24 protein-coding genes, 1 tRNA gene and 1 other RNA gene are annotated in these 24,674 nt (G+C 41.9%); 19 read left to right on the top strand and 7 right to left on the bottom strand.

Annotation, left to right across the window (positions count from 1 at the left end; all coding sequences use genetic code 11):
- The first annotated feature begins 9 nt into the window (after positions 1-9).
- Positions 10-2,124, top strand: coding sequence for a cell division FtsA domain-containing protein (locus DESDE_RS11950; protein WP_014794277.1), 2,115 nt, complete (start codon positions 10-12; stop codon positions 2,122-2,124).
- A gap of 218 nt (positions 2,125-2,342) precedes the next feature.
- Positions 2,343-2,543 carry a hypothetical protein gene (locus DESDE_RS11945; protein ID WP_014794276.1) on the top strand — a complete coding sequence of 67 codons (201 nt, stop codon included), beginning with the start codon at positions 2,343-2,345 and terminating at the stop codon, positions 2,541-2,543.
- A gap of 90 nt (positions 2,544-2,633) precedes the next feature.
- Here DESDE_RS11945 and DESDE_RS11940 read toward each other — a convergent pair whose 3' ends face one another.
- Positions 2,634-3,089, bottom strand: coding sequence for a formylmethanofuran dehydrogenase subunit E family protein (locus DESDE_RS11940; RefSeq protein ID WP_014794275.1), 456 nt, complete (start codon positions 3,087-3,089; stop codon positions 2,634-2,636).
- Positions 3,090-3,268: 179 nt separating this feature from the next.
- Positions 3,269-3,637: a TIGR04086 family membrane protein gene (locus DESDE_RS11935; protein WP_014794274.1), complete on the bottom strand. Its 369-nt coding sequence runs from the start codon at positions 3,635-3,637 to the stop codon at positions 3,269-3,271.
- A gap of 183 nt (positions 3,638-3,820) precedes the next feature.
- On the opposite strand from DESDE_RS11935, the gene DESDE_RS11930 reads away from it, so the two are divergent.
- The 3 genes from DESDE_RS11930 to DESDE_RS11925 all read left to right on the top strand — a co-directional run bounded on the left by DESDE_RS11930 (position 3,821) and on the right by DESDE_RS11925 (position 5,280).
- A complete protein-coding gene (locus tag DESDE_RS11930) occupies positions 3,821-4,300 on the top strand; it encodes an IclR family transcriptional regulator (RefSeq protein WP_014794273.1) in 480 nt (159 codons plus the stop codon).
- Between the two features lie 51 nt (positions 4,301-4,351).
- A non-coding RNA gene (gene ssrS, locus DESDE_RS21230) (6S RNA) lies at positions 4,352-4,529 on the top strand.
- A gap of 88 nt (positions 4,530-4,617) precedes the next feature.
- Positions 4,618-5,280, top strand: coding sequence for a histidine phosphatase family protein (locus DESDE_RS11925; protein WP_014794272.1), 663 nt, complete (start codon positions 4,618-4,620; stop codon positions 5,278-5,280).
- Positions 5,281-5,346: 66 nt separating this feature from the next.
- Here the strand turns inward: DESDE_RS11925 and DESDE_RS11920 are convergent, their stop codons facing one another.
- Entirely contained in the window at positions 5,347-6,327 is a 981-nt protein-coding gene (locus DESDE_RS11920; protein WP_242831235.1) for a phospholipase D-like domain-containing protein, read from the bottom strand.
- A gap of 211 nt (positions 6,328-6,538) precedes the next feature.
- Between DESDE_RS11920 and DESDE_RS11915 the strand changes: the two genes are divergently transcribed.
- The 8 genes from DESDE_RS11915 (at position 6,539) to surE (ending at position 13,934) form a co-directional block, all read left to right on the top strand.
- Positions 6,539-8,866 (top strand): M28 family metallopeptidase, encoded by a 2,328-nt coding sequence (locus DESDE_RS11915; protein WP_014794270.1) that lies wholly within the window; start codon positions 6,539-6,541, stop codon positions 8,864-8,866.
- Positions 8,867-8,931: 65 nt separating this feature from the next.
- Entirely contained in the window at positions 8,932-9,171 is a 240-nt protein-coding gene (locus DESDE_RS11910) for a YkuS family protein (protein ID WP_014794269.1), read from the top strand.
- Between the two features lie 176 nt (positions 9,172-9,347).
- On the top strand, positions 9,348-9,812 hold the full coding sequence (locus tag DESDE_RS11905) for a Fur family transcriptional regulator (RefSeq protein WP_085938404.1): 465 nt from the start codon (positions 9,348-9,350) through the stop codon (positions 9,810-9,812).
- A gap of 166 nt (positions 9,813-9,978) precedes the next feature.
- Entirely contained in the window at positions 9,979-11,130 is a 1,152-nt protein-coding gene (locus DESDE_RS11900; protein WP_014794267.1) for a tetratricopeptide repeat protein, read from the top strand.
- 138 nt (positions 11,131-11,268) lie between these two features.
- On the top strand, positions 11,269-12,216 hold the full coding sequence (locus tag DESDE_RS11895) for an IS30 family transposase (protein WP_014794266.1): 948 nt from the start codon (positions 11,269-11,271) through the stop codon (positions 12,214-12,216).
- 172 nt (positions 12,217-12,388) lie between these two features.
- A complete protein-coding gene (gene folE / locus DESDE_RS11890) occupies positions 12,389-12,946 on the top strand; it encodes a GTP cyclohydrolase I FolE (RefSeq protein WP_014794265.1) in 558 nt (185 codons plus the stop codon).
- 43 nt (positions 12,947-12,989) lie between these two features.
- The gene (locus DESDE_RS21225) at positions 12,990-13,163 is read left to right on the top strand and encodes a YpmA family protein (protein ID WP_014794264.1); all 174 of its coding nucleotides are present in this window, start codon (positions 12,990-12,992) and stop codon (positions 13,161-13,163) included.
- A 12-nt stretch (positions 13,164-13,175) separates the two neighbouring features.
- A complete protein-coding gene (gene surE, locus DESDE_RS11885) occupies positions 13,176-13,934 on the top strand; it encodes a 5'/3'-nucleotidase SurE (RefSeq protein ID WP_014794263.1) in 759 nt (252 codons plus the stop codon).
- Between the two features lie 47 nt (positions 13,935-13,981).
- Here surE and DESDE_RS11880 read toward each other — a convergent pair whose 3' ends face one another.
- Entirely contained in the window at positions 13,982-14,206 is a 225-nt protein-coding gene (locus tag DESDE_RS11880) for an alpha/beta-type small acid-soluble spore protein (RefSeq protein ID WP_014794262.1), read from the bottom strand.
- A 120-nt stretch (positions 14,207-14,326) separates the two neighbouring features.
- Between DESDE_RS11880 and DESDE_RS11875 the strand changes: the two genes are divergently transcribed.
- On the top strand, positions 14,327-14,581 hold the full coding sequence (locus DESDE_RS11875; RefSeq protein WP_014794261.1) for a hypothetical protein: 255 nt from the start codon (positions 14,327-14,329) through the stop codon (positions 14,579-14,581).
- A gap of 15 nt (positions 14,582-14,596) precedes the next feature.
- Here the strand turns inward: DESDE_RS11875 and spoVB are convergent, their stop codons facing one another.
- Positions 14,597-16,135, bottom strand: coding sequence for a stage V sporulation protein B (gene spoVB, locus DESDE_RS11870; RefSeq protein ID WP_014794260.1), 1,539 nt, complete (start codon positions 16,133-16,135; stop codon positions 14,597-14,599).
- 313 nt (positions 16,136-16,448) lie between these two features.
- Here spoVB and iadA point away from each other — a divergent pair, with 313 nt between their 5' ends.
- The 5 genes from iadA (at position 16,449) to DESDE_RS11850 (ending at position 21,787) form a co-directional block, all read left to right on the top strand.
- Positions 16,449-17,657 carry a beta-aspartyl-peptidase gene (iadA, locus tag DESDE_RS11865; RefSeq protein WP_014794259.1) on the top strand — a complete coding sequence of 403 codons (1,209 nt, stop codon included), beginning with the start codon at positions 16,449-16,451 and terminating at the stop codon, positions 17,655-17,657.
- 36 nt (positions 17,658-17,693) lie between these two features.
- Complete coding sequence (gene fusA, locus DESDE_RS11860) at positions 17,694-19,715, top strand: elongation factor G (protein ID WP_014794258.1); 2,022 nt, start codon at positions 17,694-17,696, stop codon at positions 19,713-19,715.
- 175 nt (positions 19,716-19,890) lie between these two features.
- The gene (locus tag DESDE_RS11855; protein ID WP_014794257.1) at positions 19,891-21,288 is read left to right on the top strand and encodes a sigma-54 interaction domain-containing protein; all 1,398 of its coding nucleotides are present in this window, start codon (positions 19,891-19,893) and stop codon (positions 21,286-21,288) included.
- Between the two features lie 64 nt (positions 21,289-21,352).
- Complete coding sequence (locus tag DESDE_RS22795; protein WP_014794256.1) at positions 21,353-21,478, top strand: hypothetical protein; 126 nt, start codon at positions 21,353-21,355, stop codon at positions 21,476-21,478.
- A gap of 235 nt (positions 21,479-21,713) precedes the next feature.
- Positions 21,714-21,787, top strand: a tRNA-Trp gene (locus DESDE_RS11850).
- Between the two features lie 254 nt (positions 21,788-22,041).
- On the opposite strand, the gene DESDE_RS11845 is transcribed toward DESDE_RS11850, so the two are convergent.
- Together DESDE_RS11845 and DESDE_RS22790 are read right to left on the bottom strand one after the other, a co-directional pair.
- The gene (locus DESDE_RS11845; protein ID WP_148269919.1) at positions 22,042-22,542 is read right to left on the bottom strand and encodes a site-specific integrase; all 501 of its coding nucleotides are present in this window, start codon (positions 22,540-22,542) and stop codon (positions 22,042-22,044) included.
- Between the two features lie 446 nt (positions 22,543-22,988).
- Positions 22,989-23,117: a hypothetical protein gene (locus DESDE_RS22790; protein WP_014794253.1), complete on the bottom strand. Its 129-nt coding sequence runs from the start codon at positions 23,115-23,117 to the stop codon at positions 22,989-22,991.
- Positions 23,118-24,674: the final 1,557 nt, after the last annotated feature.

The following is a 24,674-nucleotide window of genomic DNA, read 5'->3' as shown; positions in this document are numbered from 1 at the left end:
GTGATCGACGTGGAACAAGTATTTGCATTGGATATAGGGACACGTTTGGTAATGGGTCTCATTATGGAAAAGGCTCCAGAGGGTTATCAAATTGTTGCCAGAGCTCAAACAGAGCATCGTCAGCGAGCGATGTATGACGGACAGATTCATGACATTGAAGAAGTCGCTCGAGCGGTGCAACGGGTCAAGGAGGAGCTTGAAGAGAAGATTAAAGATAAATTACACTATGTATCGGTGGCGGCAGCTGGTCGGGCTTTGAAGACAGCTGTGGCCTCTGTTCAGAAGTCCGAGCTCATGCCCGTAGTTTGGGAACGAGAAGATGTTTTCGCTTTGGAGATGGAAGCTGTTCAACAAGCGTTACGAGAGATCTCATCCGAAGATGAAATCATCCCATACCATTGTGTCGGATACAGTGTCATAGAATCCTTCTTAGAAGGACAAAATCTTTCAAGTCTCATCGGCCAAAGAGGAAAAGAAGCTCAAGTTAGGGTTATTGCAACATTCTTACCCCGAACGGTTATTGATGGCTTAACCAGGGTGATCTCTAAAGTGGGTCTGGAAATGAGAGAGTTGACTTTAGAGCCAATCGCGGCAGGAAGAGCTGCTATACCACCGGATATGCGGCGTATGAATCTTGCTCTGGTGGATGTGGGAGCAGGAACCTCAGATATAGCTTTAACCAAGTCCGGTTCCTTTTTTGCCTATGGCATGGTGCCCATGGCTGGGGATGAAATTACGGAGAGAATTTGCCAACATTTCCTGGTGGACTTTCAGACGGGGGAAAAGATCAAACGCGGCTTAAGGGGAAAGGCCAAAGTGACCTTTACGGACTTTCTGGGAACGAAAACGGCGGTGGATAAGGAAGAGGTTTTGGAGCAAATCCAACCGGTCGTCTTTGAATTGGCGCAAAAACTAGCGGATGAAATCCTGCGCTTGAATCAAGGAAATCCCCATGCAATTATTCTTATCGGGGGGGGAAGTCTCACCCCTCTATTAGTAGAGGCTTTGTCCGATCTTCTTGAATTGCCCAGGAACAGAGTAGGGGTTCAGGTTCGTGAGCGAATCCAAGGAGTATCGGGTGAAAAATCCCTTAAAGGACCGGATGCCATCACCCCTATAGGAATCGGCATTTCTACCATAGAAGGGGAAGGGTTGCAGTACTTTTCCGTTTTCGTCAATCATATCCCTGTGCAGATTTTTGAGTTGCAATTAGCTACAGTATCTGATGCTTTGCTGGCGGCTGGAATTACCCCAAGACTTCTTGTGGGCAGGCCAGGTTCGGCCTTAACCATTGAGCTGAACGGAGAAATCAAAGTCAGCAAAGGACAATTCAGTAAACCTGCTCAGTTTTTTCTGAACGAGCAGGAAGTGAAATTGGATCATGAATTAAAACCGGGTGATAGGATTCAATTCCTACCGGCAAAGGATGGGGAAAATGCCAAGGCTGCCTTTGCAGATTTGATACCGGCAGTTCCGGAAAAGAAAATCAAAGTGAATGGAGAACCCATTGTTTTTACCGCTCAAATTTTTTGTAATGGGCATCCTGTAACAATGGACGGAGATGTTCCTGATGGAGCAAAAATCACAGTGTTCAAAAATCAAACCCTCAAGGATCTGCTGCATTTTTTAAACGACAAACGGTATAGTTTATCTGAAATCCGGTTCAAAATAAACGGTGAAGACATGATTATCCCCATTCAGAAAGAGTTTTGCATTAATCAGCAAAAAGCTGATCTTGAGCAAGTGATTAAAGACGGGGATGATGTTCTTATCCTGGTAAAGAAAATCTATATCAGAGATTTGCAGCTTAAGCCCACTCCCATGGTGTTTTACGTTAATGGGAAAGAAGTTCACTATCCGCCCCAAATTTTCCGTGTGCTCTCTCGAGGCAAAACTCTCTCCGAACTGGACAAAGTAGTAGAAGGTATGGAGCTCATGGTTGAGGGATATGATACCATGCCTTTGCTTTCGGAATTATTACCCTATGTCACTATATCCCAAGATGTCCCCTCTAACGCTCGCCTCTCTTTAAAAAGAAACAATCAGGAGGCTGAGTTTACTACTCCCCTTATACCGGGAGATCGTATTGAGGTCCATTGGGAAAGGGTAGCGAGTGCCCAATAAGTTTGAAATAAAAAAAACCCCTCATCTTTCTGGATGGGGGAATGGGCTATTGCCCGGGTGGAAAAGGGTAGAGGAGTGTTTGAACTTAGTATAAGTGACCGCAAGCTTATTGTCAGCAAAAAATCCTTCAACGGTATGTAATTTTCGGTGAATGGTTGATTTTGCACTCTTGACATTCTGGCTTTAGGCCATAAAATGATAGTGGAGGTGTCATTTTTATGTTATTTCAATGGATTATGGGCATAGTTGCTCTTGCTGCTCTCATTGTTTTCCTACTTTCTGACAAATGGACCAGTAAATCAAGACATTCCAGCTACTACGAGCAAGTGAAAAAGCCACAAGGTAAAGAACCACGTCTCGCTAATCTACCTGATGCATCGAAGCATGATGAATTTTATTCTAGACTGAATGCTCGTTAACTGCAATGAAAGTGAAGGGGCTGTTGCTAAACGAACTGTAAAGTTCGTTAAGCAACAGCCTCTTTGCCTGGGCGGAATTTTTACTAAAGATTAAAGCTTCCTAAGCTCACCTGGGATTTTGTCATATTGACAAAAAGCTGATTCCTCTAAAGTGAGCACGTATTGAACCCCTTCCAATACCTTATTCTGTCTTTCACGGGGGCTTAAATCCGGATGCTGCAAGGCCTTCAGGTGGTCCAGAACATCCGAGGAAACTGTAAATTGATGAATTTCCTGGGTACCCGTAAAATGGAATTGATAAATATGGTGTTGAGTTTCCTCGATAATCAGTGCACGACGTCCAATGGTGGCTTTATTTAATACCTGTACGGCATCTAGAGCACAGGATTGGGTATAGGCTTTCACAAGGCATTCCGAGTCTGGAGCGGGACGTATTCCCATCTCCCTTTGAGCTAACTGAGCGACCCGATAACCGAGAGCAATATCTGGACAAGTATGTCCGTGAAAGTCTATGACAAGTTCCCAAGGAGTTTTTTCTACGCACATAAAAATTCCCTCCCGTTTGCTTTTGTTAGTTTTGTCCTCACAGAGGATAAGTGCGACTAAGCTTCAGATGGAGTTAAAAAACTCCACCTGAATCAAGTCTTACTTTATTCTAACGCTAAAAGGAGGGATTTGAAAGGAAATTATCGCAGTTCTTAAAAAACACTTATCACAAATGGGGATTATCCTCGGGCTACTACTCCGATTATTCCGCCCACAGCTCCAGCAGCTAGGATAATGATGGACTTCTCGCCGAAACTCAGCCAGGAGGGAGTGTCAGGGCTTAAGACAGTAAATGAGAAGAGTAGTAACAGTATAAAGCCGACTCCAATACCAATGCCGTAAAAGAGTCCTTTCATACCGGCATGATGGGCGCTAATTGCCGCAGCAATAAAAACGCTGATGCCAAGAATTATGTTATACACCAGGGATGATTCTTGAAGTTGAGTTAAGGTGAGAAGTAAACCGAGAATGAAGGAAAGAAGTAGGGCAATTCCAGAAGCAAGCAAAATGCCTTTGAATACTATCCCGAAGTGAAAGGATTTGGGCATGTTTCATACCTCCTTTGACTAATAGAATCTATGCATTAAATGGATAGAGTATGCGAAGGAAAATAAAATGGGGATTAATTGTGAAAAAGAATAAATAATCCGTTGATATAATTGGATTTTTCTAGAAAAAAGGTTTATAATAAGATAAGAATTACCGGTATACCCGGCAGGGGAGATGGTTTCTTGGCCTTAAGAGATAAAACCAATCAAAGATTTAAGGAGTTTTTCGAGAAACAGTCTAAAAGGAATGATGGAAAAGAATTTGAAATCCCCTTTTCTGAAATTCAACGGGAGACTGGAGCGGCGAACAGCACCATGAAACGAGCTATTGAGACCTTAGCAAAAGAAGGTTGGCTTGAGGTAAAACCAGGTCGCAATTCTCGCTATGGATTGTTCAAGCTACTACACGAGGAAGCTGAAAAGGCTGAAGAATTACCTGGAGCCCCGGAACCCTCCTCACAAACGTGTGAGTCTGCCCCGGATTTCTCGCCTGTTCTAACCAGGGATTCGGACGATGGTTCTAACCTATCTAATGAGTCAAGAATACATGAACTGGAACATCTTATTGACGGTCTACGCCGTAGATTAAGAGCACATGAAATGACCATCGCACTACTTCAGGATCGTATGGCAGAAATTGAAGACAAGCTGTATAAAAAATAAATTTCCAACTCTTTCATGATGTTTTTTGAAGTATTAGTGATATAATAAATGTGAATCCTGCGTTGTTCGTAGAATATCTTGGTTTTGATCCTATTTATGACAAGGGAACTGATATGATGAGTTCAGTACATCAAGCCCACTTGCAGGGGAAGGTGGAAAGATTCATCTAGGTACCCACCTGCGAGAGCAGGGTCAGAAACCTGGAGTTTTACGGCAAGGCGGGGATGGTAGGGAGTTTCCCTACCATTGTTTTATTTTCAGGCTAATTATGTCATAATAGCTCTAGACTTAATTAAAAAATTCATAAGGTGGACAAAATGATCAAAATAATATTAACTCGACATGGCGAAACCCTCTGGAATATTGAAGGTCGCGTTCAAGGAGCTTTGGATTCTCCACTTACAGAAAAGGGGGTTCAGCAGGCTCGCAAGGTGGGGCAGCGATTACAAAAAGAAGGGATCACTCGTATTTATTCCAGCGATTTACCTCGTGCTCAAGCCACTGCCGATGAAATTCGGAAGGCACTTGGGGTAGAAGAAATCCTTCTTGATCCGGCGTTACGGGAATTATCCTTCGGAGAATGGGAAGGAAAGAACTGGTGGGATTTGCGGCAACGTTATCCTGAGATGTTTACTCTTTGGGACACTGGTCCCCATCAGGTACAGATTCCCGGAGCAGAAAGCATGTGGGAGGTTAGTGAACGGGCTTGGCAGTTCGTTCAGGAATTACCTCGGCTTCATGACGGGGAAACCCTCTGTGTTGTTACCCATGGGATGACTCTGCAGCTCATTGTTAAGAAAGCTCTGGGGATTCCTGTGGAGCAATGGAATGATGTTCCTTGGCAGCATAATACGGCAGTCAATATTTTTGAGTTTTATGAAGACGGCCGCATCCACCCTATTTTACTTGCGGATCACACTCATTTAGATGATGATATTAAGTCAGCCAGTGGGTTTAACCAAAAAAGAAAGCCAGAGTAGTCTGGCTTTCTTTTTTGGTTAATTTTTAATGAGCTTTTTATTCCTAATTCATGCTTAATCCTCTTCTTATCCCGGCTCCTGAACGGGCGGAGTAGCAGAGCTATTTAACCAGTCTTGGTCAAACCTAGTGATTAATTCTTGGCTTGCTACGGGGGAGGGAACTGTAACGGAGACTTCATGGTTCATCACAAAGGCCTTATACCCCCATCCGGAGCTGCTTAAGATAAACGTATTGCGATCGAATATACCTAGATTGATATCTAGAGGAGGATGGGCTACCGAATTATAATATCGAATCTGAATGCCGGCAGCCTTGAAATTTTCGATTGTATTCGGATAATTACTCGGCATGATACCGGAATCCAGGATAACTTTAATATCCAATCCTTTTCCGGTCGCATCCACCAAAGCTTGGACAATATCTGCGTCGGTCACATGGGATGCAATGATACAAATATTTGTGGTGCTCTTTTGTATTTGGTCGAGAAGTTGTGCCTTAACATTGGAATTGGCGGCGACGGCGATATTATCTTCAGCTAATTCAGTGGTTTTGGGGATATCCAGTGAAAGGGTTGTGGTAAAAACCCAATCCCGATTAAACACGCTGGCCAGCTTCCAGACGGAACGACCGGATAAATTAACGGCTAGATTATGAGAACTAAACCCTTTGTCAGACCAGGGGAAAGAATAGACCATGGCCTCTCTTAAATCTACGATCAGGAATTTAGCCTCATCCGTCTGTCCTTTTTGGGCGGGGTAATACTGTACGGAGATATTGTTGCTTTTAAATTCATTGAGAGTTGCCTTGTTGGGAGTTTCAAACTGGTCAAGCAATATTCTTATTTCTATACCGCTTGCAGCTTTTTGGATGATGAGCTCCTTAAGTGCCGGATCAGAAAAAATTTTCTGCTCTATGTATATGGACTTTTGGGCTGAGGTAATCAGCTCTATGGTTTTTTCCCGTGCAGTTTTACCGTCAAAATACAAGGCCTCAGCAGAAAGGTTTGATAGTGGGGCCTCTTCATTTTTTACAAACAGGCTCTTCATATCTATAGAGCATCCTGTAAGGAAAAGGCAAAGAATTAGAATAAGGGGGATGAACCGTTTCCTCATAGATCTTCGACTCCTAAGTACAAATTTTCTAAGCACTTCTTTATTATAACATAAATAAAGCTGTTCAAAAAATCTGGTTGGAATAGATTTTTATCTTTTTACATAGACATTCACAAGCATAGAAATGTAAAGGGGCAGGATCTTGATGAGAAAAAGAAAACACGGATTTCTCTTATTGGTCATAATCCTGTTTGTATTTTGTTCATTAAATTTACCTCGGTCTATAACGCCTTTGGCACACTATAGCACCCCAGCTTCGGGAAAGATGTCAACAGAATTCTCCGCGGATAAAGCTTATGAACATATTCTTCATTTATCGGAGAAGATCGGCCCTCGACCAGCCGGGAGTCAAAATGAAACTAAAGCGGCTCAATATCTGTACTATATGTTGGAACAATATGGATGGAAGGTGCGAGAGCAGCCGTTTAGCAAGATTGTGTCCAATTCCAACCCTCTTAAACCTGAGCATAAAATCCAAGTGATCAATAGTCAAAACATTATAGCCGAATTACCAGGGGCCTTACCAGAAACCATTCTCCTTGGAGCCCATTATGATAGTGCCGATATTTCAGCTCCCGGAGCTATTGATAACGCTTCCGGGGTAGGTGTGCTGTTGGAAATAGCCCGAATATTAGGCCAGGAAAAGCATCAGAAAAGCTATCAAATCGTGTTTTTTGGAGCGGAAGAAAATGGACTGGTGGGTTCACAGTATTTTACTGCTCAAAGTGATTTATCAGCTATACAGTGGATGTTGAATTTGGACATGGTGGGCACTCCTCTAGAGATTGATATCGCCGGCAAGACATCAGCCCCTCCGGAATTGGTTGATAAGGTTGTAACTATCGCCCGTCAAGAACAAATCCCTTTCCATATCAGTCGGGATTTTGTAGTGATGACTCGGGAAGGTTCACAGGGGGGATCTAGTGATTTTAGCCCTTTCCTGGACCAAGGAATACCTGCCCTTGGTCTGGGAATCGCCGGCCGCGCGGAGGGATATTATCATCGGCCTGAGGATCGAATTGAGCAGGTCACCTTACAAAGCCTGGATACTGTGGGGAAGTTCATTCCTAAGCTTATAGATTCTGTGGAAGTGACGGGAAGTGGTCAGAAGACCTGGGACTCCTATTATTTACCTTTCCAGTTGGGATCCTTTGTCTTAATCATTCCGACTTTAGGACTTAGGATACTGTTTATCTTAATTATTTTCTTTACTTTATTCTCTATTTCGCGAAGTTTTCGTGACAAAGAACCCTTCATTCAGGGCGATCTAAAAGAGTACGTACTGGTTGGCGTGGGTATTCCTGTTGTTGCTTTTCTGGTGAGTTTTTTAAGCGGCACCGGAGAGTGGCTATGGCAGTTCATTAAAGAAAGAGTATACCTATGGCAGGCCTATCCGGGGGTATTTTTAATCCTAAGGGTCATCATGGTCCTGTGTGCACTGCTAATCTTCCTAAGACTTTTAAGAAGCTTTCCCCAGCCCAAAGGGGGGAAATTATATTGGTTGGTTGGAGTTTTGATCTTAACCCTTCTCAGCATTATTTTGGGGCTTTATCGAATCGATTTAGCATTCCCCTTCCTTTTCTGGCTTTTTTGTTTTAACCTATTCCTTTATTACCCAAGTATAGTCTTATTGTTTATTGGGCCATATTTTATTTATAAGACCCATTGGGAACTTTTAAATTCGCAACAATGGTCCGGTTTTTATGAAACTATTCATCTTTATCCTATAGTATTTATCGTACTCTATGGATTGCTTTTTATCCCGGTTCTTTTAGGTGGATTATATATCCTGGAAAAGGGAAAAAGGCCTTGGGACCAAATGCTTAAACGCCTGTTTATTCCTGCTCTTATACTCGGTGTTGGTATTGTCCTGGGGACAGGTTTGATCCCGAATTATAATAAAACCAACCCACAACCTATCAGTGTTCAAAAAGTCTGGACAGAATCGGAAGAGGTTGTACTCAGAATATCCAGTACTGATACCCTTTCCAAAAATTTAATCGCAGAGCTTGATTCTAAAGAGACCAAGGTTGGAGAAGATAAAAAAACGCTTGAGTTACCGATACCTTCCGAAAAGCCGCCTTTGCAGGCTAATGTTTCCGTCACAGATACCGGTGGACGTCTCCTGAATTTCAAAATGGCCATGAAATATGGACGAGATCCCTATTTGGTAAGGATAAAACTTGAAAGTAAAAGGCCCTTTAAAATCCGGGAGATGGATGATTTCATTCCTATTGCGAAGCTACCAAAAAAGATTGCCCTAGAAGGTAAGGAGCACAATGGCAGTTACACTCTGCTTCTTGAACGAACGCCACCTCATCAAGGGGTTACACAATGGAAAATTGCAGCTGAAGGTATTGTGAAATGCAGTATAGAAGTGGTGTTCGCTGATCAAAGTCCGCGCTACAGCATCAAATTGCCTCACATCTCCTCCGAATATAAGGAAGTTTATCAAGACGTTTTTGAATTCTAACTACCAAATTTCGTCAGAATAGATTAGGTCCGTCAAGGAAGAATAATTGTGAGGAGGTTGATGTGATGTACAAAAAGATTGCTGTTGAGGATGGCCTCACTAACGTTGTTCAAGAATTACATACTGCAGGATTTCATACGATGCCCTTAGAGGATGATCCTCTAAGGAATGTCAGTGCAATAGTTGTCAAAGGGGATGGAACCGATATTTTAGCGGAAGAAGCCCAATTTCATGTGCCTGTAATCCATGCTTCAGGGCGTAGTGCTGAAGAAGTCGTAGAAATTCTCAGAGACCGATTATCCTAATGACACAAGTTAATCAAAAATCATTATAAGGAAAGCCTAGTGCTTTCCTTTCTTCAATTGTAGATGTATAGTTTTAAGAACATCGTTTAAGTTAAACTAATTCTGGATAATTTGTGTCTATGCAAAATCTAATGGATACACTATAATTTGAAGAGAACACAGGACGGGGGGAGACTATAGTGGTAAAACAAGAAGAGTGGAAAGATGAGTATCAGAAAATATGTGAGCTTTTACGTCATCACTCCTATAAATTAACCCCTCAGCGACAAACTATTTTAAAAGCATTTTTAGAGAATGAGGATCAACACCTTAGTGCAGAAGATACCTTTATGATGGTTAAGCATAACTATCCAGATATTGGACTGGCCACGGTTTACCGCACTTTGGATCTCTTGGCGGAATTAGGTATTCTCCAAAAAAATGATTTTGGAGATGGGAGAAGCCGGTATGAGTTTAACCGTAAGGATGAGCATCACCACCACCATTTAATTTGTATCAAATGTGGAGATGTATCGGAATTTGATGATGATTTGCTGGAGTCTTTAGAAGCTGAGATAGAAAAACGCAATGGTTATCAAGTGGTTGACCATGATTTGAAATTTTACGGATATTGCAATAAATGCAAAAGCACGTTGGACTAACGTGCTTTTTGCCTGATTTTAACTATAAAAGATTACCAATGCTAGATTTGAAGTGAAATGTATAGCATCAAAGCACTATTTGACGTATGATTTATGAAAAGAGGAGGAGGAAAAATATACCAGTTGCTCGAAATGTACCCAAAACGAGGTAAAGGAGCGACGCCCTATGTTTCCTCTTACAACTGCAAAAAAAGCGACAAGTGACTATTCATGGCTTTCACGACTCAAGAACTCCACATGGATATTTGCCAATAAAGACAGTGATTCCTTGGAACATTGCTTAATACGTTTGCAGCAAGACTCGGACAAGCCTCTCTTGGAAACCGTTAAGGAGGCTATCGACTTTCAAGCCTATCAGGAAGCGCGGGATTATTTGGAGCGCATCTGGGGCAGATATCCTGGCAAAGAAGGAGAAATTCAACACTTAATGGCTCGCTGCTATTTTGGGCAAGGCTTAATTCAGGAGGCATTAATATGCTTGGATAAAGCATTAGCTAATGGACCCGAAAGTACTGAATACCTAGAATTGCAGGCAGATTGCCTTATGGAAAAAGAGGATTGGCGCGGGGCAGTGGATGCATTGAATAAAGCCATATGGGCTAATCCCAAAAAAGTGGAAAATATCTATCGCTTGGGAACCATTTATTCTTACCATGGCGAACCTCACGAGGCTTTGCGTTGTTTCCAAGGATGTTGTGAACTGAAGCCCCACAATTCTTTGTATTGGGAGATGAAAGGAGAGATCCATCTTCAACTAGAACAGATGCCTCAGGCCATCTTGAGCTTTGAAAAGGCTCTGCGTTATGAATATAACCCGGATCTTAAAGCTCGCTTGGCTTACTGCTACACTCAAACCAATGAACATAAAAAAGGAATTCGTCTCTATCGTCAAGTTTTGAAGTACGATCCGGACCATTACGATTCCCTGTGCAATCTTGCGGCAATGTATCAGAATGAGGGCGAATCCATGGAAGCTCTCAAACTGCAAGAACGGGCTCATGGCTTATGTCAAAATGATCCGGTGTTACTGAACAATATGGCTTATACCCTGGTTCATTTAGGACGGACAAGGAAAGCTACAGAATACTATCAAGAAGCTCTTAAATTAGCCCAAGCCAATCCGGTCATCCTCTATAATCTAGCGGTATGCCATACCCAGAAAGGGAATTGGGATCAAGGCATTGAAATACTCTATCGACTATTGAATATCGATCCGGATCATTCTGAGGGATGGGCACTCCTGGGCAATATTTATGACCACCTCTCGGATCATGAATTAGCTGTAGATTGTTATAATAAAGCTTTGCAATTAGCGTAAACTATAAGGCGTAAAGCCTTTTTTCTTTTTTATATGACGAATTGTAATATTAAGTGCGACACCTGAAAATTAAACAGCCCATGATGGACTTCGTGTAAAATAAAGTTACCACACAAAACCTTACACGGAGGTCCAAACATGAGCTATACACATCTTAGCACGTTTGACCGCGGGCGGCTAGAATCCCTACATAAGTTGGGATGGTCTACCCGTGAGATTGCGCAGGAACTTAAACGACACCACTCTACAATTGCTAGAGAGTTACAACGAAATCAAATAAATAATAGCTATACCTCACAACAGGCTCAGAAAACTTATGAGCAACGTCGCCGAAAGTCAAAACCTACTGGGAAATGGTCTACTTCGTTAGCTACAATCATAAACAGAAAGCTTAAACTAACATGGTCACCAGAACAAATTGTAGGACGGTTATTTCAGAGACAGTTAAGTTACAAAACAATTTATAGATGGATCTATCAAGGGCTATTGATTAAAGGAAACTTAGCTCTCTTACGACACAAAGGGAAACGACAGAAACCCAAAGAAACCAGAGGAAGATTTAATGTTGGGACCTCGATCCATAAACGTCCAAAGGATGTCAAAAAGAGACTATCTTTTGGTCATTGGGAACTGGATACTGTAGTATCAAGCCGTGGTAAAAGTAAAGGTTGCCTCGCAACATTTGCAGAAAGAAAGACCCGCATCTATTTAGCCCTACCCATGGAAGATCGAACAGCTGGATCGATGGAGATGGCAATACGAACACTTCACGGCTTCTACCCTATAGGGACCTTTAAAACAGCCACCGTCGATCGTGGAAAAGAATTTGCTTGTTATCCATCCATAGAAAAAGACCTTAACTTACCTATATACTTTGCCGACCCTTATTCATCCTGGCAAAGAGGAACAAATGAAAACTCTAATGGGTTGTTAAGAGAGTTCTTCCCGAAAGCCACCGATTTGGCAAAGGTATCTGAGAATCAAGTGGCTACAGCCTTGGCACTCATTAATAGTCGTCCAAGAAAATGTCTTAACTGGAAAACACCACACGAAGCTTTTATAGAAGAACTGTCGCACTTAACTTGACAAACCGTCATATGAAAAAACATTGTCTTTTTCTTTACCATTTTTTAAAGTTTTGTTATGATTTGCTAGGAAGAAGCTGAGTCGATCTGGTATAATGTATGGCAAGCACCTATCAATAGAGAGATAATTCTGATTATTAGTCCTTGTGGGAGGAGTAGTGGAGAATTTGGGTATGGATTTAGAAAAAATAGAAGAAGCAGTGACCATGATCCTGGAAGCCATTGGTGAAGATCCGAGGCGGGAAGGATTATTGGATACCCCGAAACGAGTGGCCAGGATGTATCAGGAAGTTTTTGCCGGACTTCATGAAGACCCCAGTCAGCATTTAAAAGTGCAGTTTTCTGAAGATCATGAGGAGATGATCATTGTTAAGGATATTCCGGTTTATTCCATGTGTGAGCATCATCTGGTTCCTTTTTACGGGAAAGCCCATGTGGCTTATATACCACGTAAAGGAAAAGTAACAGGTTTATCAAAAATTGCCCGGGTTGTGGAAGGGTATGCGAAACGTCCTCAACTTCAGGAACGATTAACGGGACAGATCGCCGATTCAGTGATGAGTATGCTTAATGCCCGCGGAGTCCTTGTGGTAATCGAGGCAGAGCATATGTGTATGACTATGCGGGGGGTTAAAAAGCCGGGATCTATGACCTTAACCTCTGCAGTCCGTGGGATATTTAAAACCAATGAAATCACTCGATCGGAAGGGTTTGCTTTGATTAAGCAGTAATCAATCACTATAGAAGATGGACCAAATACAAAGGATGAGAGTTATGGATCAAAAAACAGGAAAAATAGAGCTTATAGGTACTCAAAAAATTAAAGTTAATCCAGAATTATATAAAGTGGTGGATTTTCTCAATAAAAACCTTAAAGAGTATAATCTGATGTTCGGCCTTAGCAAAAAAGAAAATATTATGACCATATCGGTCTATGAAGTTGAGTAATTGGAGTAAACAATGCATATTTTATTGACAAATGATGATGGGTATTTTGCACCTGGGCTCCAAACCCTATATACAACCTTAGCTGAAGAAGGATACGATGTCTCCATCGTGGCACCGGATAGTCAAAAATCTGCAACAGGTCATTCTATCACTTTATTTGAACCTTTGTTTATTACGAAGTATTCTTTAAATAATGGTATAGGATATGCTGTCAGTGGGAAACCGGCTGACTGTGTAAAAATAGCGATACAAGGTAATATTATCCCCAAGCCTGATTTAGTCATCTCCGGAATTAACAATGGTCCTAATTTGGGAACCGATGTCTTCTATTCGGGGACAGTATCCGCTGCTATGGAAGGGGTGCTTTTGGGAATGCCCGCTATTGCGGTATCCTTAGCCTCTTTTTCTGCGACCGATTACAAACCGGCGGCCCAATTTGTGGCCAAATGGTTGCAGAAACTTCACCTCGGACCCGGATTAATAAACATCAATATTCCACCCTTGCCGGAAAAGGAATGGAAAGGTGTCCGTGTCACAAAGCTTGGTAAAGCAGTTTATGAAAATGTCTTCGAACATCGGCAAACTCCCACTGGTCGAGACTACTACTGGCAAGCAGGCACTGTATCACCGGAAGTCGACCAGGAAACGGATCTCTATGCCGTACAAGAAGGGTATGTGTCCATAACTCCCATGCATAGTGATTTAACTGATTATATGAAGATTAAGGAATTACGACAGAGTCTATCTCTCGGGATGAACGCAAATAAATAGGAGTACAGCATACTGTACTCCTATTTTCCATGGTATCTGAGGATGCTTTAAAGATTATCGTTTTTTAAGCTTTCCTCTGCGCGACGAATCATGGCTTTAACCATACTTCCACCGATTCGACCGCCTACATGGCCGCAATCCCGGGATGTCATGTTAGCCCATCCCTTAGTTTGGATTTGTTCGGTTAAACCTAATTCGGAGGCAACCTCCATTTTAAACTCGTCCAAAACAGATTTGGGCAAAATGCCGGCGGAGCGATTTCTTCGACCCATAGATATCCATCTCCTTTCATCTGTTTAATCGAGACAATTCTATTTTTTACAGACTGCATTATAAATATAGTACAGAAAATCTGGAGAATTTAAGCTTAATTGTTAAGGGAGGAAACAGAGTTGATTATTGGGACCTTTTTGTTTTACTTCATTTTATTCCTTTTTGTTTTTTCCTCCCCGGAAAAACTTAAACAAAGGGATAAACGCTGGACAAAAATCTTGGTTTTACCGGCAGTCTTTGCTTTGATTTTAGCTTTTTTAACTGTGATTAAAGTATTCTTTATCTATAAGATTATCCTAATTATTATTCTTGGCCTCACCACGCTCTTGACCTATTGGCAGTATGGAGAGCGAATTAAACACTGGTTGGACTAGTGTATTCCAATGAAATTAGCTTAAAAACTTCCCAATCCATGGAATTCTTTGTAGGTCTTCACGATTGATACCGCCATTAAGGAATAGAATAGTGAAGTAAAGGATAGCCCCAAGAATGATCTCCAGGAGAAAGGCCAAGGGATGGAAGCCAAAGAAAGGATGAAGGAAGCGAAAGGCTAACATCATACCAATACCACCCATGAGGGGGTGCAGAAGAAACTCGCGGAGGTCTACAGGCATCCCTGTAAAATGTACAATGGCGGCCAGATTTAATGTCGAAGAGATAAAAAAACCAACGACATAAGCTATAGCGGTTCCTTTAAGTCCCCACTGAGGTGAAGCAGTTAAAATGAAGAGTATCGGTATACGAATGATGGCAGAAATGATGGTATGGATCACAGGGAGCTGGACCTTGCCTAATCCTTGAAGAATTCCTGTAGAAGTTTGTTGAAGGTAGGAAAATATACCCCCAAAGGCAAGTATGCGTAAGACGCCGCTGGTATTTTCACTTTTAAAAAAGGCGCTGAAGGGCTCGGCAAAGAAAAAAATGATAACTAAACTAGGAATTCCAATAAAAATGGTCATCCGTAAGGCCTGGGCACTGCGAAGTTTTACCGTTTGGAATTGCTTTCTGGCTGCCGCTTCAGAAATAGCAGGGACCAAAGAGGTCGCTAAAGCAAAGGTGAAGACGCTGGGAAAATTAAGAAGGGTGAAGACAGCCCCACCCAATTGTCCGAAAAGAGTTGTGGCTTCACGGGCTGTATAACCTGCTATTTGCAGTCGCTGTGGTATCAACATAGCATCCAGTGTGGATAACCCGCTAGAAAAAAGTCTTCCGATCGTCACAGGATAAGATAAATAGAAAAGTTCTTTCATGGTTTGAATCGGATGTAGGGATTCATCCTGCTGAGAGGACTTTTTTGTTTTTTGGAGTTTATACTGAAGGATAATGATACATAACCCGATAATTTCTCCTGATAACATCCCCAATGCCAATCCGGAGGCCGCCCATTCGATCCCCCTAGGTAATAAGGTATAAGCAGAAAAAAACCCCACACTAACCCGCACCAGCTGTTCACAGATTTGGCTGAGTGCGGTGGGAAGCATATTCTGCATTCCTTGAAAATAACCGCGAAAGGCTGAGGAAACAGACACCACAAAGATTGCCGGTGTGCATATTAAAAAGAGCCTTAAAACACGGGGATCTGGAAAGAGACGCTCTGCCAGGAAAGGGGAAATAATGTAGAGAGCTACGGATATAGCTGCCCCTGAGCAGGTCAAAAAAAGAAGGGCAGTACGAAATATGGAGCGGGCTCGAGTGTAATTATTCAAAGATACTGCCTCGGAGATCATTTTCGAGACGGCCAAGGGTATGCCCGCTGTGGTAAAGACCAAGGCAAGCATATACATAGGAAAGACCATATTGAATAATCCAAAAGCTTCTCCGCCGATATGAGTCATAATTAAGTATTGATAGACAAAGCCCAAAACCCGATTTAAAAAGTTTGCCGCCAAGAGTATGATAGCTCCATAGATAAATGTTCTTTTGGCCATATTCTTCCCAACTCCCCTAGTCCCACTTATCCTGACTAACTTTATGCCAGAAGAAGAAAAGAGATGACAATTATTCTAAGGAGTAGGGAAGGGAGAGAATTCTTCTGAGGGCTTAAAGTTTTTATTGGCGGGTAAGCAAAAGCTACTAAAACTTATCGCCAGTTAAGTTTTCTTTAGAGTTATGGAATATTTGAAAAGGATTTTTATAGTTAGTGGAGAAATATCTAGTATTGTTTATTCTTAGTAAAGTTTTGTAAAAATTGAATACCATCCTAAAAAGTGGGCATTCTACCTCCGAATGGAGGGGTTACCCATGTGGACATTAATCAAAAATGCCAGAATATTCGCTCCGGAACTGCTGCAGGAGCGGGATCTTCTTCTTGTGGGAAATCGGGTTGCAGCACTGGGCGATGACCTATCCCTTCCTCCCTATGTGAATGGTGAGGTATATGATCTTCATGGACACTATCTTGTACCTGGCTTTATTGACGCTCATGTCCATATCTGCGGGGGAGGGGGAGAAGCGGGACCCAGCTCCAGGACTCCCGAGGTTCAGCTTTCTCAACTGACTCAGGCCGGAATAACCACTGTAGTAGGATGTTTGGGAACGGATTCTATCTCTCGTTCTATGGAGGAACTTCTAGTTAAGGCTAATGCCCTGGAAGAAGAAGGATTAACGTGCTTTGTCTATAGCGGCGGTTATCAAGCAGATAGAATGATTTTTGATACCTTGCGCAAGGACTTAGTCTTAATCGATAAAGTGATTGGGGCGGGTGAGATTGCAATTTCTGACCATCGTTCCGCCCAACCCCAAAAATCTGAGCTTGAGCATCTTGCTGCTGAAGCTCGAGTAGGAGGGATGCTAGGACATAAAGCGGGAGTTATTCATATTCACCTGGGTGAAGGGAAGAGAGGTTTGTCCCCAATCATTAAGATAATTGAGGAGACTGAAATTCCTATTAGCCAATTTATGCCAACTCATATCAATCGAAAGGAAACGCTCTTAGAGCAAGGAGTAGAGTTTCTCAAAGCAGGTGGCACAATTGATTTAACAGCAGGTTGCGATGATTTTGAACCGCATTTACAGGTTCCTTTCGTTTTAAAATCTCTTTACGAACAGGGATTACTCAACGACCGTGTGACGGTTACTTCAGACGGAAATGGCAGCCTTCCACAATTTAGCGAGGCTGGGATCCTTGTCGGTATGGGAATAGGTTCCGTTTATGTTCTTTGGCGCGATATTCGGGAGGCCATACTTCGGTATAAAATACCCCTTGACATCGCACTGAGAACGATTACTTCTAATCCCGCCCGTATTCTTCAATTAAAAAACAAAGGCATGATTCGGGAAGGCTATGACGGTGATTTGGTTGCCTTGTCCGATGACTTGATGATTGAGAAGGTGTGGGCTAAGGGAAGAATTATGATTCATGACCGTAAACCTGTTGTTTTTGGGGTATACGAGACATCATTGGCGAGTCATCTTCAGACTGTAGAAACTCCACGATTAGTCAAAGGTTAGACTTTTTCTAATACATTTTAAGGAGGTTGATTTGTCTTGAAGACCTATGACACTATGAATCTACGCAACATTTGCCTAGTAGGGCACGGAGGGGCAGGGAAGACGTCTTTGGCGGAAGCTTGTCTCTTTAACTCAGGCGCGATTACCCGCATGGGAAAAGTGTCTGAAGGGAATACTATGTCGGATTCTTTGCCAGAAGAAATTAAACACAAGGTTTCGATCAGTACCAGTCTTATTCCAGTTGAATGGCAGGGCTATAAAATCAATATCCTTGATACTCCAGGATATTCTGATTTTTTTGGTGAGGTTAAGTCTGCCCTTAGAGTGGCAGAGAGCGGGGTTGCTGTTCTGTGCGGCGTATCAGGTCTTGAAGTACAAGCTGAGCTTATTCTTGACTTGATGGAAGAGCAGAAGTTACCCCGCGTTATTTTTATTAATAAATTAGAGCGTGAGAATGCTAATTTTGAAAAAGTTTTAAGTCAACTTATAGAAACCTTCCCCAATATGCGTTTTGCCCCGCTAACTCTTCCTATAGGTCATGAAGATCAATTTCAGGGTGTCGTAGATATCATAGAACGTAAGGCTTATATCTATGAAAACAACGCCAGCGGGAAATACACAGTTAAAGATATCCCATCAGATCTTCTTGCAGATGTCGAACACTATCGAGAAATATTAGCTGAGGCGGTAGCCGAAGCTGATGATGATATATTGACAAAATATCTTGATGGAGAAACTTTAAGCGATGACGACCTTCGTCAAGCCTTGAAAAGTGCTTTAGAACAGGATTTAACCGTTCCGGTCCTTGCGGGTTCAGCCTTCAAAAATGTAGGAATTGGGAATTTGCTTGACTTCTTTGTTCAATACGCCCCGGTTCCCCAAGTTAAAGAAGAGAAAAGTGCCCTTATCTTTAAAACTCTGGCCGACCCCTATGTCGGTAAGATGAGTTTTATCAGGGTCTATGGAGGAAAGCTCCAAGGGGACAGTATGGTGTATAATGCTCAAAAAGAAAAAGAAGAAAAAATAAGTACTCCCTTTATTCTGCGGGGAAAAAATCAGGACCCAGTTCAAATCGTTCCGGCAGGAGATATCGCCGTAGTGGCTAAGCTTCAGGAAGCAGCTACAGGAGATACTCTATGTTCCAAAGACAATTCCGTGCATTTAGAGGGTATCGATTTACCTGTTCCTCGTTTGCCTGTAGCCATCGCCCCCAAAAGCAAGGGAGATGAAGATAAACTGGGGAGTGCTCTCGCTCGATTGGTGGAGGAAGACCCCACTATGCGTGTGGAGAAGAATGTAGAGACTAAAGAACTGATTCTCTATGGTATGGGCGAAATGCATGTTGAGATCCTCATGGAGAAGCTGCAAAGGAAATTTGGCGTTGGGGTAGAGATGAAAATCCCTCGGGTTCCCTATCGGGAAACCATTAAAAAGCCTGTTAAAGTGGAAGGAAAGCACAAAAAGCAAAGTGGCGGACATGGACAATATGGTCATGTCTGGATAAGCATGGAGCCTCTCATGGACGGCGAGTTTGAATTTGCAGAGGAAGTGTTCGGGGGCGCTGTACCAAGGCAATACTTCCCAGCTGTAGAAAAGGGAATTCGTGAAGCTATGGTGGAAGGAGTGCTGGCCGGATATCCTGTCACCGGATTTAAGGTGACCTTGACCGATGGCTCATACCATAGTGTGGATTCTTCCGAAATGGCCTTCAAGCTGGCTTCCATTATTGCCTTCCGTAAAGGAGCAGAAATGGCGAAACCCACTTTGCTGGAGCCGATTTCAGAGGTTGAGATCCGGGTGCCGGAAGCCTATATGGGTGATGTTATCGGTGACATCAACGGCAAACGAGGCAGGGTCTTGGGAATGGAGGCCGATGGTAAATTCCAAGTGATAAAAGCTCATGTGCCCCAATCGGAAATGATGCGTTACGCTATTGACTTAAAATCCATGACCCAAGGACGAGGCAGTTTTGATATCCGATTCTTGAAATATGATGAAGTACCTACTAAAATCAGTGAAGGAATTATCAGTGAGCTTAAAGCAGCTCAGGGAAATTAATGAGTATTTTAACTCAACAGTCAGGTGTACCTGACTGTTTTCTTTTTTTTATTAATAAGAACTAAAGATTAATAAAAAATTCCTAATTTTAAGAAGGTTATTTACCAAGTGCGTTGAATATTCAAATTATTGTATAAATTATATAAATTGAGGGAAAAGAGTGGAGGGCTCAACTGTGGTACAACAACTAAAGAGAGTGGAGATGAGGGATAGTAGACGGATAGAAGAAGAACTTAAAGCACTCTATAATTCGATTCAAGAAGCCATAGAAGTCGCAGGAAAAGACGGTACTATTCAATATGTCAACCCATATTTCAGCCGTTTGACAGGCATATCCCCTTATGAAAGAGTCGGCAAGAATATATTCGAACTCTCACCTGAAGGAACACTGGCAAGAGTACTGAGGACCCATGAACCAATATATGCTCATCGGTCCATTATGGAAGAGTGTGATATTGAAATTATTGCCAATGCTTATCCTATAGTTATTGAGGGGAATATCGAAGCGGCACTTGTAGTTTTTCAGCAACTGACGGAAGCTTCTAAGCTCGGTGAGGAGATTGTAGCGTCAAAACAAATGATTCAGGCCCTTACAGCCCGAGTAGATCAGATGGCATCCAGTTCATATACCTTTGACGATGTTTTAGGGAGTCACCCGGATTTTGCTTTTATCCGGAATAAGGCACGTCGCTCTGCAGAGACCCATTCACCCATTATCATTATGGGTGAAAGTGGTTCCGGAAAAGAGCTTTTTGCCCATGCTATTCATAGTGGCAGTATGCGCAGTCATAAACCCTTTATAAAAGTGGATTGCGCTAATATACCGGAAAGTCTTCTGGAAGTCGAATTACTGGGCTACGAGAAAAAGAGCCAGGACAGGGCTTCCGAGCGCAAGCTGGGAAAATTGGAATGTGCCAGCGGAGGAACCCTGTTTCTTGATGAAATAGGGCTGCTCAATGACTATTTACAAGATAAATTGCTTCATATTCTCCTTGAAAAGAAGTTCCAACCCGTCGATGGGACTCAGACCATTGAGCTGGATATTCGAATCATTACAGCGACTAACCGCGATTTAAGAGATATGGTGGAGAAAGGACAATTCTCAGCGGATTTATATCATTTGCTCAACGGCATTGAAATCCAAATACCCCCCTTAAGAATGCATAAAGAAGATGCCTTAACCTACGCTCAGAGCTTCATTTATAAAGCCAATCGAAAGCTTGGCAAACATGTAATTGGCATAACGACTCAGGCAGAGCAACTTTTATTGGACTACCATTGGCCGGGAAATATACGTGAGTTGAAAAAAGTTATCGAAATGGCGATGGATTCCGTGGAAGGAGATATGCTCAATATTAAAGATTTTGCCAGCCTGGTAGATATTGTTAACAAGACGGAAGAGATTCACTATCGTGAGCCTATGGCTCTTGATGAATTAGAAAAAAGAATGATCCGCTTGGCTTTAGATCGCTATGGTAATTCTGTGGAAGGCAAAAAGCGGGCAGCGGGTGTCCTGAATATCTCCTTGGCCACCCTCTACAATAAACTAAAAACCCTCGAGGATAATGCTTAAATCTAGGGTAAAAGGTATGCTTTATGAGGAATCTGCTCATCCTATACATAAAGGAGGGATTTCCATGGCATTATTCGGGAGAAAGGGCAGGGACCCTAAGAAAAAACCGGAACCCAACAAAAAGCAGCATCATCGCGGAGATGCTCTTGGCGAAGATATGGAGGGGTTCAAGGACTTATACTGGCCATAAAGACTATAAAGGGTATGCCAAAAAAGCTCTCAACCGCGTCGGTGAGAGCTTTCAAGTTAATCAGTAGGATTCAGGAGTAAACAGATTGGATAGACATTATTCTTCGCAGTCCGTAATAAAAACTCCTCCTCTAAAATATATTTTCATTTCTTTTTAAATATTTTAGGAACTTAAGGTTGACACTTCTCCTGCCTTCAAGTATAATTTCTTTTGTCGCCAGTTAATAAAGTGACTTAGGGGATTAGTTTAATGGTAGAACAGCGGTCTCCAAAACCGTTAGTGTGGGTTCAACTCCTGCATCCCCTGCCAACACGAAATCCGTTCCCTGCAAAATTTGCAGGGATTTTTTATTTTTAAATTTCTTTCCTTTTAATTTTTTTGGGGAGGATTTGGGGAGTTTACGATTTTTTATGACGGAGCTGTTGTGGCTCCGTTATTTTATTCATAATGGACTCCGGCAAAAAGCTCTTTTTCGACAGCATGGCCATAGACTCTCCAAAGCATTTCGGCATTGGAATGACCGACCATTCTAGCCACCTCCAAAGGATTTGCACCGGTTGCTATCAACAGGCTGATACAGGTGTGCCTGAGGCTGTGAAATGCTTAATAGGGAGGCCGGTTTTTTTGATCCATCCCCTCCACCAGCAGGAGGCCCACACGGCATTAACCTGTTTCCCGTTCCAAGCCGTAAATACTGCCCCACTATCTACCCACTTTGTGCCTCGCTCTTCGGCATTGCTTTCTTGCTCACCTTTTAGCTGGCGCAGTAGGAATATAGTACTTGCTGATAGCCGGACTTTGCGATTACTGCTCTTATTCTTTGTAAGTTTTTCGAAGGAACCCTTGCCCGGAATATACTGCCAGGACTTAGAGATGTCCACTAACCTGGATTCGAAGTCAATATCTGTCCATTTTAGGGCTTGATCATTAGTGAACTTTGTATAGGTCTTAACTCCCATTATTCTTGCAAAATCATCCATTAGAGAAGGCTCACCTTGCATCCTTCTTAAGTCGCTCACATAGCCCATAACTTCTACATTGAAATCGTTAATATCATCATTCATATATTCCCACATGAACTCTAGAGCATCCTCGCCTATCTACTTATCAGGGTCAAGAGTCCTAATATAATCGCGGGTGTAAAAATAATCCTTAAACTCCCATTTGTGGCCCTTAAATTCTTTGCTTATGGGGAATAGTTCCATAAAGTCTGACGGTGTTAAAACTCCTATAAGGTGAATGATCGAATCCGCGAATTGAAAAATATACTGAGATTCCTCCCATGTCTTAACTTCCAAAGCGCGGGGTCCTTTTCCATTGCCTATCTTCATGGGAAATGTCACTTTGTCCTCGTGACAAGCATAGATTATATCAGGTCCGCTTAGCCAGCCAGAAGCCTAAACGTATTAGTTTTCCTCTTTTTCACTTAAAGCGGCTAGGTGAAATATATACTAGCCGCATATGACAACAAAAAGGCCAGGGCAATTCGCCTGGCCTTTCTTTTATCGATTTAGAAGATTACGCCTAACGCAATAAGAATCAAAATTGCAATAGCTATGATCCCAACGCCGACAAAACCACCCATACCGCCGCCAGGGCAACATGCGCCTCCCATTCCGAAAGAACCCATTCCGTACATGATATGACCTCCTTATAATTCTTTGATTTAATCAGGCTTAGAATACGATGCCCAAAGCAATGAGCAAAAGAATGATTACAACTACGATTGCAATACCTTCAAATCTCTCTTCACGGCGTTCACAGCCTCCGTCAAAACCAAGTGCCATTTGAATTCCTCCTTTACCCGAAGATACTATAGCTTATGATTTGTCTAAAGAAATTGCCACAATATGGGAGTGTGCAAGGCGGTGATGCAATGTGCAGACTATATGATCTGATAGATAAGGCGGCTAAGGCAAATTGTATCAACTGCCGCCAGTGGACGGGGAAGAAGTGTCGTGATGAGGCGGAGTTGTTAGCCGATGAACAGAGGAGGTACGGGGCGGTCGATAGGATGATGAGGGGGGGAATAGGGGTATACATCTATAAAAAAGCCTAGGCATAAATACCTAGGCCGAAACAGTTATAGACCACCAATGGGGCCGATTAGTATCACCAGCAAAGATACAAATATTTGTGATAGCAGTGAAAGAAAACCTAAGAAGCCTAAGAGCATATACTTCACCTCTTTATTCAGATTACCGTAAGAATGAGAGGTGCTTTAATTTATACTATTCAGCATGTCCGTGAGATGTCCTTCAGATGTTCATGAACGGATGATGAGGAGGAATCGGGGAGTGTTGATTGATTAAGGCAAATAAAAAATGGAGCCCTTCTAGGCCCCATAAAATTATATTTACTTTCTTGTCTCCAGGAAAACGTACTTAGGTACGTCTTCCCCCTTCATTACTGAAGGATGATCGCCAATGCTACGAGCGTAGCAAAAGTCATGAAGACAAGGAAGCATTTCATTCTTAGTTCACCTCTATTAAATTTTTGGAGACTATATAATAATATCTAAATTAATTCCAAAAAGATACAGGGATATCCTTCCTTTTTGGCGAATTACGTAAGCTGAAAGAGGTGGGGATACAATGAACTTCGACTTTATCGAACCATACTTGAAATATAGTGCGATAATAGCTGGTGTTATTAGTTTTATAATTACGTTCTTCAATAAGGAGCAAGTAAAGTATGAAAAAAACAAAGAAAAATATTTTGATGATTTTCTAGTTAGATTTTATAGTGCTTTTAGGAATAATAAAAATGTAAATATTAAGGATTTTTTTTATAAAAACTATAGTTATCACGATAATTATATACCCACCATATGTAAATTACTTATTGGAAAAGAGTGAATTTGATAATCTAAAAAAAGTTCTATTAGTTGATTTTTTAGATTATCATCCCTCTATTAAAAATACCGCAATTGTGACAATGGATAAGATTTACAAACGAAGTGTTTTTTATAGAATATTTTTTTGTTTTTATTATGATTTTATTTATTTTTATTACTGGGCTCACATTAATCCCTACGTGTATTAATGAGATAGTTGGGAGAAAAAATGGTACTTATTATTCAAGTGTTGCGATTTTCAATTTAGATATTCCTGGACCAATATTTTTGATAAGCATGTTGATTATATTGGTATTATTGACCTATATACCTAAAGGTCGGACTAGATTTATCATAGAT

The organism is Desulfitobacterium dehalogenans ATCC 51507 (genome assembly GCF_000243155.2).
GTDB classification, from domain to species: domain Bacteria; phylum Bacillota; class Desulfitobacteriia; order Desulfitobacteriales; family Desulfitobacteriaceae; genus Desulfitobacterium; species Desulfitobacterium dehalogenans.
Note: the sequence above shows the minus strand (reverse complement) of the source record. Positions and strands in the feature narration are given on the sequence as shown.